Annotated in this window: 12 protein-coding genes; all 12 read left to right on the top strand. The window is 67.0% G+C overall.

Annotation, left to right across the window (positions count from 1 at the left end):
* The 12 genes from NF20_RS25475 (at position 1) to NF20_RS25530 (ending at position 14,848) form a co-directional block, all read left to right on the top strand.
* Positions 1-483 (top strand): hypothetical protein, encoded by a 483-nt coding sequence (locus NF20_RS25475; RefSeq protein WP_011723774.1) that lies wholly within the window; start codon positions 1-3, stop codon positions 481-483.
* Complete coding sequence (locus NF20_RS25480; RefSeq protein WP_033711326.1) at positions 476-913, top strand: hypothetical protein; 438 nt, start codon at positions 476-478, stop codon at positions 911-913. The genes NF20_RS25475 and NF20_RS25480 overlap by 8 nt, the downstream gene beginning before the upstream one ends.
* A gap of 94 nt (positions 914-1,007) precedes the next feature.
* A complete protein-coding gene (locus NF20_RS25485; protein ID WP_033711325.1) occupies positions 1,008-1,529 on the top strand; it encodes a hypothetical protein in 522 nt (173 codons plus the stop codon).
* Positions 1,526-1,948 (top strand): hypothetical protein, encoded by a 423-nt coding sequence (locus NF20_RS25490; RefSeq protein ID WP_011723771.1) that lies wholly within the window; start codon positions 1,526-1,528, stop codon positions 1,946-1,948. The genes NF20_RS25485 and NF20_RS25490 overlap by 4 nt, the downstream gene beginning before the upstream one ends.
* A gap of 72 nt (positions 1,949-2,020) precedes the next feature.
* Positions 2,021-3,067 carry a hypothetical protein gene (locus NF20_RS25495; RefSeq protein WP_033711324.1) on the top strand — a complete coding sequence of 349 codons (1,047 nt, stop codon included), beginning with the start codon at positions 2,021-2,023 and terminating at the stop codon, positions 3,065-3,067.
* A gap of 87 nt (positions 3,068-3,154) precedes the next feature.
* Positions 3,155-3,640, top strand: a complete 486-nt coding sequence (locus NF20_RS25500) for a hypothetical protein (protein WP_033711323.1) — start codon at positions 3,155-3,157, stop codon at positions 3,638-3,640.
* On the top strand, positions 3,588-4,094 hold the full coding sequence (locus NF20_RS25505) for a hypothetical protein (protein ID WP_224112138.1): 507 nt from the start codon (positions 3,588-3,590) through the stop codon (positions 4,092-4,094). The genes NF20_RS25500 and NF20_RS25505 overlap by 53 nt, the downstream gene beginning before the upstream one ends.
* Positions 4,095-4,145: 51 nt before the next feature.
* Positions 4,146-9,068 carry a phage tail tape measure protein gene (locus NF20_RS25510; protein WP_033711322.1) on the top strand — a complete coding sequence of 1,641 codons (4,923 nt, stop codon included), beginning with the start codon at positions 4,146-4,148 and terminating at the stop codon, positions 9,066-9,068.
* Complete coding sequence (locus NF20_RS25515) at positions 9,065-10,627, top strand: hypothetical protein (RefSeq protein WP_155947483.1); 1,563 nt, start codon at positions 9,065-9,067, stop codon at positions 10,625-10,627. Before NF20_RS25510 ends, NF20_RS25515 begins: the two co-directional genes overlap by 4 nt.
* The gene (locus tag NF20_RS25520; protein ID WP_050593682.1) at positions 10,624-12,360 is read left to right on the top strand and encodes a hypothetical protein; all 1,737 of its coding nucleotides are present in this window, start codon (positions 10,624-10,626) and stop codon (positions 12,358-12,360) included. Before NF20_RS25515 ends, NF20_RS25520 begins: the two co-directional genes overlap by 4 nt.
* Positions 12,357-13,262 carry a hypothetical protein gene (locus tag NF20_RS25525; protein ID WP_142276890.1) on the top strand — a complete coding sequence of 302 codons (906 nt, stop codon included), beginning with the start codon at positions 12,357-12,359 and terminating at the stop codon, positions 13,260-13,262. Before NF20_RS25520 ends, NF20_RS25525 begins: the two co-directional genes overlap by 4 nt.
* Positions 13,259-14,848, top strand: a complete 1,590-nt coding sequence (locus tag NF20_RS25530) for a hypothetical protein (RefSeq protein ID WP_033711319.1) — start codon at positions 13,259-13,261, stop codon at positions 14,846-14,848. Before NF20_RS25525 ends, NF20_RS25530 begins: the two co-directional genes overlap by 4 nt.
* Position 14,849: the final 1 nt, after the last annotated feature.

Raw genomic sequence — 14,849 nt, forward strand, 5'->3', positions numbered from 1 at the left:
ATGACCGCGCCGTCGCCGACGCCGTTTCTCGATCTGGCCGGGTTCACGGCGTTGTGGGACGGGCCGCCGCTGACCGTCCAGCAGCGGGCGATCGTCACGTTGCTGCTGCAGGTGGCGTCGAATTGGATCTACAACAACGGGCCGCAGGGCGCCAACCTTCCGGCCGATGATCCGTCGGCGCAGTTCGTCGTGTGGGACGTCGTATCGAGCGCTGTGCGCTATCAGCGGTACAGCAAGCTCGCGTCGTTCTCCCGCACCACCGGCCACCGCATGGACGGCGGCAGCTTCAGCGACCCGATGCGGGCGTTGGAGTTCACCAACGTCCACAAGCAGCTCTTGGGCATTCCCCTCGAAGCGGTGCCGATGACGTCGTGCTGCCCGAACGACTTCGACGCCGACGACCCGGATCAGGGCTGGCCCACCTGGTGGTCCGACCAATTCGGCAACCAGGGCTGGGACTACTGGGACGTCAACAATGAGTGACTATCCCGGCGGGGAAACCGTTGCGGTCGTGCAGTTTCAGCCCACCGGCGCGACAGACTCGCTGTTCCAGCCAGTCAAGGCGCCGACGGTGGTGGCCTGGGTGTTCGGTTGCGCGTTCGAGCCCTACACCCGCGGCCCGGTCGAGGAGCAATCCGACACCATCACCAGCCACGAGCGGGCGTGGGCGTTCCTGCCGTACGTGGCCGGGTTCGGCATTCCGACGTTCGACCAGTCCGGCAACCCGCTTCTCGACAGCAACGACGATCCGATCCCCGTGGCGATCGACAACTCGATGTGGATCCAGCCTCAGCGCCCGAATGACGCTCTGGCGCAACGCAATTACAAGGTCCAAGGGCTGCCGGAGATCGAGTACGACATCGACGGCTCTCCGTCGTACGCGTGGATCGTGTGCGAATGGCAGGCCGGATGAGAACCAGCAAGCGCGATCGCCGACGTCCAGGACGGATGTGGATGGGCTGGCGCCGCCCTTGGACGTGGATCTCGTGGACGGACGGAGTCTACCGATGACCATCGAAGCGGAGATCGCCGCCGGGCTGCACTCGGTGGAGATTGAGCACGAGCTGCACAAGTTCGCCGAGAAGGTCCGCGACTACGCCCGCGACCTGGCGCCGGTGTTCGGTGAGACCGGCCGTGATGATCGCCGCACCGCCCCGCCGGAGGGCGCGCCGGGGGACTTCCGCGAGTCGATCAAGGTCCGCACGACCGGCAAGCCCGGTCATCTGCGGGTCGGGTCGAACAGCCCGATCGCGTTGTGGCAAGAGGTCGGCACCCGCCACTTTCCCGAGGACGCCATCTTCGCCAAGACCGCCAAGTACTTCGGCGGCACCGGGCCGATCATCGACGAGGGCGTGCAGCACGCGCAGGGGCGTCTGCGCGGCGAGCTGGAGCGCCTGGAGAAGCTGGCCGCGGCCGGCGCCGGCGCTCATCACATCGCGGCGCAGCGCCGCGCTGTGGAGCAGGCCCGGACGGCGCGGTCGGCGGCGTTCAAAGCCGCCCGCGGCCGCGGCCGGCGGGGTCGCCGATGACCCTCAAGTACGGGCGCCCCGCGGCCCCGGAGGCGTTTTTCATCGCCAAGCTGGAACCGCTGGGGCTGCCGGTCGGCCCGGAGCGCGACCAGGAGACGCCGCTGCCGTGCTACGTGGTGACCTCGGTGGTCAACAAGTCCGACAAATACGTGCTGGACGCGACCGTGTCGGTGCACACCTACGCCAAGGGCACCAACCAAGCGGAAGGCCGCGCGGCGGCCAGCGACGCCGCCTGGAACGCCGACGAGCTGTTGTTGTCCCAAACCCCAGGCGATGTGGTGATCATGCCCGACGGCCGGCCGGCCGGGGCGTGGATCTGCCCGCACATGCCGCCGGTGTTCGCCGAATACCGCGACCCCCACATCAAGCGGTACGTGGCGCGCTACGATGCGCTGCTGCGTTTCACACCGACCACGTAATTAGCAACGAACCCTGTTGAGCCCCACCTGATTTCAGGTGCGGGCAGTTTCGCATGAGAGGAAACCATCGCAATGACTGGACTGCCCGCAACCGGTGCCAGCTGGGCTCAGCTGATTCAGCCCGGCCTGAACCCGTTGGCGATCCGCTACGGCCAGATCACCGACATCTTCATCCGGGACTACTTCAACGCCGACGGCAGCGTGTTCAACCTCGCCGACCCGGCCAAGGGCCTCGGCCCGGCCACGCTGCCCAACGGCCAGGTGGTCAACCTGTTCACGCCGTTCGCCGCCGATGGTGTGTCGATCCGGCCCGACCTGCTGGTGACCGCGCCGGGCGCGAACCTGGGCTTCCACCATGTCGGGCTGCTGAAAGAGGACTCGACGTCGATCACCCCGGATCAGACGATGCAGCAGACCCCGAGCGCCCAGCAGGTCCGCTCGGCGCGCAACGTGCTGACCAAGCTCGACGACAAGATCGTGTTCGAGCCGCTCGAGGAGACGCCGCTGACCCGCTACCTCAAGTACGAGCTGCCGCTCGTCAACGGTGTTCCCGCGCTGGGCACTCCGGGGTTGATCATCCCGCGAGGAAACACCGATGTGCCGGTCGACCGGATCATCATCGCGATGATCGTCGACACCGACGGCCAGCTGCTGGCCCGGGTGCTGCCGCACGTGATCACCGACAAGAAGGGCAAGGAAGACCTCGCCCGCAAGAACCCGTACAGCTCGCAGCTGACCTACGAGGTGCTGCCCGACCCGTTCTCCAAGCAGGCGGAGTGGACGTGCTACGCCGGGTCGCAGTGGAACGCCTCGGGTGACTTCGAGTTCGAGACCTTCGCGCCTCTCGCCACGCCGGTGACCGGGCTGACGGCCAACGTGCAGTTCCCGACGCCGACCGACGTGGCCAGCCCCGCCTACACCGCGCAGATCCAGCAGGGCAACACCTGGGCGGCGGCCACCGTCGCGCCCTCCCCGACGGTCGCCGGCGGCTTCACCACGATCCAGCTCACCGGCCTGACCGCCTCCACGGCGTACGGCGGTGTGCAGGTGACGGCGACCAGCGGTGAGACCACGGTGACGTCGCCGGTGTCCAACGCGTTCACCTCGACCGACTCGTAACACCCATCCATCGCCGGGGCGAGCGCTTGCGTGGGCCGCTCGCCCCGGCGATGCCTACGCAACCGCCCACGCAGCAAGGAAACCCTCGTGTCCGAATACGACTCGTTCGAGGCCGCCCGCGAACAAGCCGCCGACTACCTCGGCTACGTCGCCAGCGAGAAGATCCGCACCCCCCGCGGTGACGTGTTCGAGATCCCCAACCCGTCCCTGCTCGACGACGACCAGCAGCAGCGTTACGACGCCCTGCAGCTCGAAGTCGAGTCCTGGGACCGCCACCCCGACGTCCTCAACGACGACGGCACCGTGAAAACCCGTGGCGCGTTGAAGGATCCGGCACGCAAGACCGACGCAGACGGCAACACGGTGCTGGTGGAGAACTACAGCATCCAGCTGGCCAAAGCGATCTTCGGTGACCGCTACGAAGCGTTCAAGGCCGCCGGCGGCCGCGCCAACGACGTGTCGTTCATCTGGGCCAAGATGAACCGGGTCATCGCGAACAAGCGGGCCGCCGATTCCAAAAGTGCTGGAAGCGATCAAGCTGTGGCGGCTGTTCCCGACCCAGATAGCGTCTGACCTTCGCCGCTACTACCCCGGCTGTCACATCCGCGACTGGCACCAAGGCCGCATGTCCAGCCGGGAGCTGCTCGAGCTGCTGGCCGAGCTGCCGGAGACCTCACGGTTCAAAGAGGCTGCCGAGCGCACCTTCCGGGTCGTCGAATACCGCGGCCCCGACCCGAACCTGAAGGACCAGCTGCTGCTGATCCCCGGCTACGGCAAACTGCCGAAAGACGTTGCCGTGGTGGGCGAATACGTCGACTGGACGCTCGACCGCAAGATCGCGGCCCGCAACGTGCGTGAGCTGGTGATGCTGCGCAACGACGGCCGCGACACCACCCCGGACCTCGCGGGCCTGTACGAGCCGCTGCACGAGGTGCTCGCGCAGCGGGAGCGCCAGAAACGCGCCGACCTGGTCGCCAAAGCCAGAGCCCATGTCCACCGAGGCGCTTACTCATACGAGAGGCGGTGAGCCGTGCCTGTATACCTCGACGTTGAATCTCGGATAGACCAGCGCGCGCTCATGGCGACCTCCCGGGCGCTGGTCGATCACTTCGCCCGCGTCGGCAACGACATTTCCCACGGTCTGGGAGGGTCGCTGTCGAAGGCGTTCGCCGCGGTGGACGGCACCGCCGCCCGGCGGGAATTGCTGGCGCTGCAGCAGGAGTGGCGGCGCGCCGCGGACGTGGAAGCGGATGCGGCCGCCCGGATGATCCGCGATCAGCGCCGGCTCGCCGAGGCCACCGTGAAGTACGGGGACGACAGCAGCCGCACCGCGGCGGCGCAGGCGATGCTCGCCCGCTCGCAGCGCGACCATATCGACGCGATGATCGCGGCCGAAGCCGCGCACGGCCGGCTGGCCAAGGCCGGCAACGAGACCGCGGACTCGGTCAGCCGGCTGCAGAAGCTCGGGGCGAACCCGATCTTCAACGCCGCCGGCATCGGCTCGGTGGCCGGCGTTGGAATCGCGATGGATCTCACCACCCGCAAAGCAGGCGATCTCGAGCAGCAGTTGATGAAGCTGCATGCCGCTGCCGGCGAGACCGGCGAGATGATCGGCGGCCAGTTCAGCGGCAACCTGAAGACGATTTCTGACGGCGTACTGCAGATGTCCGGCAAGGTCGGCTACACCACCACTGAGCTGATGAACGCGATGTACACCATCGAGAAGGCCGGTTTCCGGGGGGCCGACGGCCTGAAGGTGCTCGACGCCGCGGCCCAGGGGGCCGGCTCGGAACAAGCCGACCTGATGGAAGTGGTCAATGGCCTCACCACGTCCATGACCGACTTCAACGTCAAACCGGAGCAAGCAGCACGGCTGATGTCGCAGATGGTGACCGCTGTCGGATCGGCGAAAACCAGTTTCCAGGATTTCGCTGGCGCGTTGCATTCGGTCGAACCTGTCGCTGCCGCAGCGCATCTCAAGCTCGAAGACGTGTGGGGCACGCTTGCGCAGCTCACCCAATCCGGTACATCACCGGAGCAGGCGACCGAGAACATGCGCAACGCGATCAACGCGTTCACCGGGCAGTCTCAGCCCGCGCGGGATGCTATGGCGCAGTTCGGAATCAACGCCGACGAGGTGAGTCAGAAGTTTTCGGAGCGCGGTCTGGCCGGGACGATGCAGTACCTGTTCGACACGGTGCAGTCGAAGTTGCTGCCGGGCATGAAGCTCAATCAGGGTGAGCTTTTCAAGAGTTCGCAGGCCGCTGCCGATCTCGACGAGATGATCACGCAGATGTCGCCGCACGCCGCGCAGTTGGCGACGGCGTTGAAGAACAACGAGATCACTGTCAAGGATTACACCAAGGCCGCGCGGGACAGCGTCGCCGAGGACCGGGCAAAGCTCATGGAGTTTGCGCAGCTCAACGACAAAGTCGACGGTTACAGCAAGGCGTTGCGTATCGGGCGCGACACGATTGAGACGCTCGGCAAGGCGATGCGTGACATGACCGGCACGGTCGCGGGCCAGTCTGTGGCACTGCAGGTTTCCGGCGATCACGCGCAAGAGACGAACGACCGCATCAAGGCGATTGCCACCACGTACACCGAAGCCGACGGCACGGTAAAGGGCTTCCACGAGTCCCAGGACACGCTCAACGCGAAGATGCGTGACGCCCATGCGGCGTTCGGCGCCGCCGAAGCAGAGATCGGCAGCGCTTTCGTCCCGGTGATGACCGAGGTCGCGAAGGATGCGAAGTGGGTTGGTGACGAACTAGCCAAGCACCCGGGCATAGCGCACGGCGTCATCACTGCGCTCGAAGGCCTCGGCGGAGCGTGGTTGACGTTCAAGGCGATCGACATCGTCGGCACCATCCTTCGTCCCATCGCGTCCGGACTGGGCACGATCATCGCCCAGGAGGAAGGCGCCGAGGTGGCCACGAGCCGACTCAGCACCGCGCTGTCGGGGTTGAAGGCCGCCGGCATCCTCGGTATCGGGGCGCAGCTCGGCGGCCAGTGGGCCCAGGATCACACCGACCCGAACAGCTTCTTGCACAGCGCGGCCGTGGTCGGCACCGATACCGCAACTGGTGCGGCGCTCGGCGCGGCCGCTGGTTCGATCATTCCCGGCGTCGGCACCGCGATCGGCGCCGGTGTTGGTGCCGCAGGTGGTTTCGCTGTCGGCCTGTATAACCAGCTGACCAGTCACGCCGAGGGCGGCCCGCTGCACGCGCCCGGCCCGAAAGGCCATGACTCCGCGCTGTTTTGGGGCGCCGACGGTGAGCACGTCCTGACCCACCAGGAGGTGCAGAAGATGGGCGGCCACTCTGAGGTGTACAAGTTCCGCTCCGATCTGATGAACGGCCGCATCGTGCTCGGCCGCGCCGGCGGCGGCGCGCTCGGCTACGGCGGCATGGCCCCCGACGTTGCGGTCGCCTCGTCGCTGGCCGGAACCCCCTACAGCCAGGGCGCCCGGGACGACTGCTCGGGGATGGTCGGCCGGGTCATTCTCGGGGCGATGGGGTTGCCGGCGACGAACCTGCCGACGACGAAGAACATGGGCCAGTGGCTGGCCGCGCTGGGTTTCCAGCCCGGCATCGGCGGCCCCGGCTCCATCAGCGTGGGCTGGTACGACCATGGCCCTAACCCCAACGACGGGCACGCCGCGATGACCCTGTCGAACGGGGAGAACGCCGAGGCTGGCGGCAGCCACGGCGACTTCCGGGTCGGCGCCGGCGCGGCCGGCGCGGCCAGCTCCCAGTTCGACTACCACATGTTCCTGCCCACCCTGTACGGGGAAGGCGCGGCCACCGGGATGCCCGGTTTCGCCGCCGGCATGGGCGCGGGTGGTTTCGGCGGAATGGGCGGCGGCATTCCGCCGGGCGCGACACCGGGCACCGGCCCGGGCGGGCAGCCGGGCTACTACACGGCCAACCCGCAGCGCGTCGCGGCGGCCGAGGAACGGCTGCGGCACCTCGACGCCGAGATCGACAACGCCGAGAAACGCCGCTCGGAGCTGAAGGCCACCGCCAAGCAGTCCGAACGCGACCGCCTCGACGAAGAGATCCGCCACCTCAAGGCCGAACGCACCCAGGAGCAGCAGCGGCTGGCCGAGGCCGAGCGCGGCACGTTCCACGCGATGCACGGCCGCCGCGGCGCCGGCGGCGGCGAGAACCCGTTCCTGCCGGTGCCGCTGGCCGACCGCTTCGGGCTGTCCAAGGGGCTGCCCGGGCTCGCGGAGTGGACCGTCGGGTTCCTCGAAGACCTGGTGCTGGGGCCGTTGGAGACCGCGGCGTGGGCCGCGATCGGCCAAGCCCCACCCGGCGCGGGGGGCGCTGGTGGCGGCTTCGGCGGCCTGGGCGTCCCCGGTGGTCTCGGCGCGGCGCGGTTCGGCTTCCCGAATCCCGCCCCGCTCGCCGCGCCGCCAGGCGCGCCGGGCGCTGACGACGCGGCCGCCGCCGGGCTCGACACAGCCCGCGGCAACACCATCGGACCGACACCCAGCAGCGGCGGGGCTGGTGCTGGTGCTGGCGCGTCCGGCGGCGGTGCGCCATCCGCCCCGGCCGACCTCAACGGGCCGCTGACCGCCGACCAGATTGCGAAGCTGCCACCGGATCAGCAACTTCGGCTGCTGCGCAACGCTTTCGCGCATCCCGCACCGCCTGCGCCGGCCCCCGCGCCCGCGGCGCCGAGGCCGCAACCCGACGCCGACATGCTGCCTGCGGAGGTTCGGGCGTGGGCGCAGCAGCACGGCATGATCGGGCCCGACGGGAACTATTCCGGCCCGGCGTTGCCGAACCTGGGGCCGAAATCCGTTGCGCCTCCGGTGAAGATGCAACCCGACCTGTCACGGCTGGGCGGAAACACCAAGGGGCCGCAGCCGCCCGGGCCGCCCTCAGCGCCGCCGACGCCCTGGACTGAGTCCACCCGCGGCCAAAGCTGGTGGCACGACCCGAACGCCCCGTCGTGGAATACAGGGCTCAACCTTCCCAAGCTCGGCAACCAGGCACGCCAGTTCTTCGACCTCCGCCAGCCCGGCTACTTCGCCACCGGAGGCCCGTCCGGCACGGACACGATCCCGGCGTGGCTGTCGCCTCACGAGTATGTCGAGCCCAGCGAGGCCGTCGACAAATACGGACCCGGCTTCATGGACGCGATCCGGCAGGGCCGCATCGACCCGACGTCGGTGCGCTACTACGCGCCCGGCGGCGAGGTGACCGATCAACCGGAGCCTCCGCCGCAGCAGCAGGCGCCGGCCCAGCAGCCGCAGAACATGGTCAAGGCGCCCGGCGCCCCCGGCGGGCCCGCGATCGAGCCGCCGCCGGGCGCGCCGAAGCCCGGCGACAACGCCAGCATCCACGAACCCACCGGCCCCGGCGCTGTCAGCCCCGGATCCAAGCAGGGACTGTCCGACACCGCGACACCCGGTGCTGATGTTCAACAGCCCGGAACCGGGCAAGGAGCCCTGCCAGGCATCGGTTTCTCCGGCGGCATCATCGGCGGCCTCGAAGGCGCGGCCACCCAGGCCGCCGCGATGGGCGCCGACATGGGCACCTTCGGCGGCGCCGGCGGCGCCGTCTCCTCAGCGATGAACATCGGCTTCCAAGAACTCAACCGCGCCGCCGCCTACGGCGCCCAAGCCGCCGGCATCGGCGTCGAAGGCATCTTGGAGGCACTCATCCCGAACTCCGACGCCACCGGCGCCGACTGGTCGAAAACCATCCCCGGCCGCCTGCTGATGGGTGTGACCGGTGTGCGGCCGGCCGGCCAGCAGAACACCGCCGGCCAAACCCAGCAGCCGTTCGCCTCCAACGCCTCCTCCGACCAGTACGCCAACGTCGGTAACACGCAGCCGCAGGCGCCGATCCAGATCATGGGCCCCGTGCACGTGCAGGCCAACGACCCCAAGCAGCTGCACGAGGACATCAATTCGCAGATGGCCATCAACAACTCAGCCCGCGCGGTCGGCACGACGTGGGGCGCATCGCAGGCATACACAGGGTGAGCATGTGGCCGAACGGCACCATCACCCCCTACGGTGCCGACCAGCTCGCCGCAGGTGATCTCCCGAACCTGTGGGTGACCAGCGCCGACCGCCAGCACATCTTCTACTTGATGGGCGGCTTGGCGCCGTTCCCCGGCGTGACCGACGGCATCCTGTGCGTCGAGAACCCGGTCGGGATGGCCGCGAAGTTCAAGAACCTTGACCTGCAGGCCGCCCGCCAAGACGGGGTCACCTACCAGGGCAAGGTGTACGACCCGGCCATCATCAAGCTGAAGCTGCAAGTCCATGCCCGCACACCCCAAGTGCTGCAACAGATCATGGACGAATGGATGGGAGCCTGGTCCACCCCACGCGACACCACCCTGACGATGGAATACATCACCCCCGACGGCGGCTACTGGACCGCCCAGGTCCGGCTGATGCCCGACTCCTGGGGCGACGCAATGAAACTCACCCCCCGCGAGATCGGGGTGTGGGACATGACCCACATCTGCCGCATCGACGACAGCTTCTGGACAACCATCCCCGTCGTCGACTCCTGGCGGCCCACCTACGCCGACTTCTCCGACAACTTCGCCACTCCAACCGAATCCGGGCTCGGGCCGGGCTGGTCGACCATCTACAACCCGAAGGGCTCCGGCTACGAGTACGTCGGCGCCGACCGCCAAGTCCACTGGGCCGACTCCGGTAACTCCACCCAGGGCGTGCTCAACATCTACACCGCCCAGCCCACCGACACCGACAACCAAGTCGTGACCGTCACCCTCGGCGCCGGCTGGGACGGTGTGGTGCTGTTCGGCGAAGCCACCACCGTCATCGGCGCCCGAATGGACGCCAACGGCAACGGCGTGTTCTGCGACTTCGGTTGGGGCGGAATCGAAGTCTACTGCGTCGTCGACGGTGTCGTGACGATGCTCTACCGGGTGATCGACCTGTTCTCCGCGCCGCTGCCCGGGGAGACCTGGCAGTTCATCGCAGGCGCGGTCCCGGGCGTGCCGCGCAGCTTCGCGGTGACCCGCTTCGACGGCACCGAAGTCGTCTCGTTCACCGAGGCCGGCGAAACCAGCCCCCTCGGGCCGGACAACCGCTACACCGGATTCGGAATGACCACTGGGCAAGGCATTTTCAACGAAGCCCAGCCCGCCCCGATCGCCTATTTCGCCGGCGCCGACAACAACCAGGCCGCCGAAACCGGGTATGTCGGCCTGTCGAACCAGGGCACCCAGGAGGGCTGGCCCGACATCCTGTTCTACGGGCCCGGAACGTGGGGATTCGGCAACGGCCCCAACAGCACGAACATGATCACCGTCGGGCCGCTGAAGGCCGGAGACGTCGCGTTCCTGTCCACGCTGCCGCGCCAGCAGCGAGTGGTGAACATGAACAACCTCACCGACACCTCGTTCCAGAAACTGCTGTCCGGGGTCTATGACACCCCGATACCGGGTGTGGCCACACCGGATCAGGTCACGCTGTCACAGATCCCGGTGTCGATCACCGGCGGCACCGCGTCCTCCCAGATCGTTATGTCGTTGACCCCGCGCAGGATTCACCCGGCGTGACCGCCCCCACCGCGACCGCCCTGATCCAAGCACTGAGGGGCGGCAACCCGCTGACTGCGATCCAGACCGCGAAAGCCGCAGCGACACCGCAGCTCATACCGTCACCGAAGGCCACCCTGGCCGTCTACGACCAGTACTACACGTGCATCGATCCGGACTGCTCGGGCCGCTACGTCGACCTGCATCTGATGGACCCGCGCAAGGATCTGCCGGCGGGATCGCTGACCCTCGACGGCGACGACGACCTCGCCGAGGTTGCGATCCAGTGCGACACCATCGTGGTGCCGGTCATCTACACCAAGGGCAACTCCCCGTGGCATCCCACCGACCCCGGCTACCGGTGGTCCGGCCGCATCGACGTCGCCCACGACCAATCCAAACAGGGCATCCAAACCGTCGCCTGCGAGCTCGTCGGCGACAAAACATGGCTCGACCGGATCCTGACGTGGCCAAATCCTTTCCTGCCCATATTCATTCAGGAACCAGGCGAATGGTTCGGCATCGGACCAGGCCTTACCGTGATCGCCACCCTGATCCGCGAGCAGGCCTTCCGGCTGCAGTTCCGGCTGTGGGAACTGGTCAACAACATCACCTCCCTGCACCCGGACTTCATCGCGTGGCTGACCGAAACCCTCTACGGCGACGGCGCCAAACCGATGGACCTCATGCAGATGCTGGTCACCCCGATCTGCGTGATCTCACCCGACGTCCTCAACGACACCTCGGCGTGGATCGAGATCAACGGCCGCATGGACTCGATCTGGAAACTGGTCAACCAGCAGGTCCAGGACAACGGGTTCGACATCGACGCCACCATGTGGGTGCCCGGCGACCCCCAGCCCGAAGGGCTGTGGTTCCCGCTGACGGTGGCCACCTGTGTGATCACGCTGCGTGACCGCTCCGGGTTCACCGGCCCGTGGGGCCCGTTCGAGGGCTTGGTGGTCGACCTCACCCAGCTCGAAGGCTCACTGCTCGGCAACGCGCTGGCGCCGCTGCTGAACCCGAACAACGAAGCCTCCTATCTGACACCGGATTTGGGCGAGTACATCGCCCCGACGATCGGTGTGGACTTCATACCGCCGAGCGTGTATTTCAACCTCGACGTCGTCGAATCGGGGATGATCGACTTCAGCGTGGACCACCACGCCCCGCTCGCCTACCAGGCGGTCATCGGTGGCCAGTCCCCGAAGTGGATCAACGATCTGATCAACGCCACCTTGGAGTGGCTTATCGACGCGATCACCATCGTCCTCGGGGTCACCGGCGTACCGAACAGCCTGTTGGACGGCATCTTTGACAACGTGCTGTTCGCCTTCTCCGTCGCGGAGAACTACGACGCGAAACTCAAAGGCGGACCGTACATGTTCGCCGAGAAGTTCTTTCCCTCCGGTGAAGGCGCGCTGTCGATCGACTCCCTGTTCTCGCAGGCCTCGGCGTTGTGGAATATCCGCGGATACCCCTCGGCGAAAATCAGTTTCATCGACAACCAGCCGTTCGCGGTCGGCCGCGAGATCTGGCGCGGAACCCTCGTGTTCTACATTCGCCGCGGCACGCTCTATATCGACTACGTCGAGCTGCTCGACATCAAAGACTCACGCACCGAACGCAATCGGGTAACCCTGCAGATCGGTGACGGCAAAAGCGAAGAAGGCGCACCGACGAAGATCCTGCGGAAAATCTCGGGCCTTGAAACCTATGTGAACATCATTCTTTCAGGAGGCAACCTGACGTGACAGCACCAGCGTTTTATGCCGACCCCAACGGCATGTACGTCACGTACAACGGCCAAACCTATTACCTGCCGGGCAATACGTGGTCGACCAACCCCGACGGGTCGGTGACGTTCAACGGCTCGGTGTGGTTCCCGGCCGCGTTCAACAACGCCTCCGGCGCCGGGATCGTGGTGTTCGGCCCGGGTGGTGGCAGAGCCTCGTTCCCGGCGGTGCAGCCCGGCCCCCCCGGGCCCGCGGTGAAGTTCACCTTCCAGATGATCCCGGTCGCCTACGGCACACCGCTGCCCTCACCCAACCCCGAAGTCGTTGAAACCGAATGGGATTCCAACGGCAACCCGGTCGCGCTCAGCCTCACCTTCTACAACTGGGCCGGCCCGCCGGGACAAGACGGCCAGACGACGATCTCGCAGGTTCTTGGGGGGGTGACCGCGGCGGCCGGATACATGATCGGCTGGGATCCCGGCAGCGGTCAGGCGCAATGGCAGCCCGTCCCGGTCGGGAACTGGTACTACGCAACAGGTATCGTCGCCTCCCCGGCTAACACCAACTCCCAGAAGCAGATCGGCGCCATCCAGGTACCCGCGCAGCTGCTGGCGTGGTGGCCGGAAGTCAAAGCCCAAGCCAACGTCGTCGGCGCGGTCGACACCATGGTCGACCTGGTGGCCCGCGTCAACGGTCCCTCCGGGCAGATCTGCGCCTACGGCTACGGCAACCCCGGCGCATCCCCGGGCACCGTTCAAGCCATCTCCTACGGGCTGGGGCCGGGCAGCGCCAACATCGTGCCCGCGGGGCAGGCCGCCACGATCTACCTGTACGCCGAGAACCAGACGGCGTCGGCGAACCAGTGGTCGACGACCGCCCGCTGCAGCTTCCAGGTCCGGCCGAGCTTCGTGCCGCTATGACGATCGACCCCACCTACGCGACGTCGGACCCGCCGGCGATCACCCCGAACCCGGCGATCCACAACGTTCCGCCCCAGGACTCGCCGTCCACCCAGGAAATCGGGGTCATCGGCCGCGCGCACAACCTGTCGACCGGCACCGCGAATGGGGTGGCCTCGGCGCTGGTCGGAGGCCTGGGCGCCGGCGCTAACCCGTTCGCCGCGCTGGCGTCGTTCGGGGCCGAAGCCCTGCAGGCGATCGCCGACATCGCCACGCTGATCCTCAAGACCGGCGCCGAGGTGATCGACGACGTCGCGAACTTCATCGTCTCCGCCGTGCAGGGCGTCGCCAACATCATCGGCGCCATCATCCAAGGACTCGGCGGGATCCTCGGCGGCACCGGGACCGCCGCGGACGCCCAGCTCGTGCTGCAGGCCACCGCCGCGACGATCGCCGCCACCAACACCGCGGTGCAGTCGATGCAAGCCCAAGACGCCGCCGACTCCAACAACGGCATCAACGTCTTCCTGAACTTCTCCACCGCCACACTGGCCGGATTCACCGAGACCTACACCCCGGCCGGCTACGGCACACTCGGGATCAACAGCTCAGGCTATGCGCAGCTCAACCCCAGCGGCACAGCCAATTTCACCGGGCTGGCGCTGCACCCGACCCCGACCAACACCGACGACCAGATCGTCTCCGCCGTCTACTACAACGCGCCCGGCTCCTACAACTACTTCAACCTGTCCGAAGGCTCCGGCTATGACATCCTGATCGGCCGCTCCAACGCGTCGATGACCACCTACGTCTACGCCGAGATCAGCCCCATCCTGTACTCGATCCACAACGTGGTCAACGGGACAGACACGGTGCTGGCGCAGTGGACGCCCAGCGAACCGACGTTCTACGCCGGCGCCGCGTATTCGCTGTCCTGCGGGTTCGACGGCAACAACCATCCGCTGCTTCAAATCATCGTCAACGGTGTCGCGATCCTGGAATACCTCGACACCTCGGGTGTGACCAACTACGGTGCCGCATACCGGTATTGCGGCTTCGGGCTGGCCCAGTACGCGGGAATGGCGCCCTCCCAGATGGCGTCGTTCGGGTTCGTCGACGACGCTCCGGGCCCGATCATCGGTGACGTGTTCCAAGCCGGCAACCTGTCGACGATCACGTTGGCCAACAACATCAACTGCACGTTGGCGCCGGCCAACTACTTCAACAACATCCAGGCGCAGACCTCGAACTACACCTACGACCCGTCCACCAATAAGCTCACCGTCCACAAGTCGGCCATCTACAACGTGCGGGTCATGACCCAGTGGGTGCCGAAAAGTGGCGCCAGCTATGCCTATTTCGGTGTCGGGATCTTCAAAAACGGTCTGCTGTATGACACCGACGTCATCTGCCTGACTTCCCCGGGAGCGCTGCCGTACTACATCCAAAAGGGTGCATCGTTCATCGGTGTGCAGCTCGACGCCGGCGACTACGTCCAGCCGGGGTTCGTGTCCTACAGCAACTCCAGCTCCTACCGCAACACCATCGTCGGCGGCGGATCCGCCGACTTCTTCTGCGAAATCGCTAACACCGGAACGGCAGGATAAA

The sequence above is a fragment of the Mycobacterium sp. MAC_080597_8934 genome (assembly GCF_000523975.1).
Lineage (GTDB): Bacteria > Actinomycetota > Actinomycetes > Mycobacteriales > Mycobacteriaceae > Mycobacterium > Mycobacterium avium.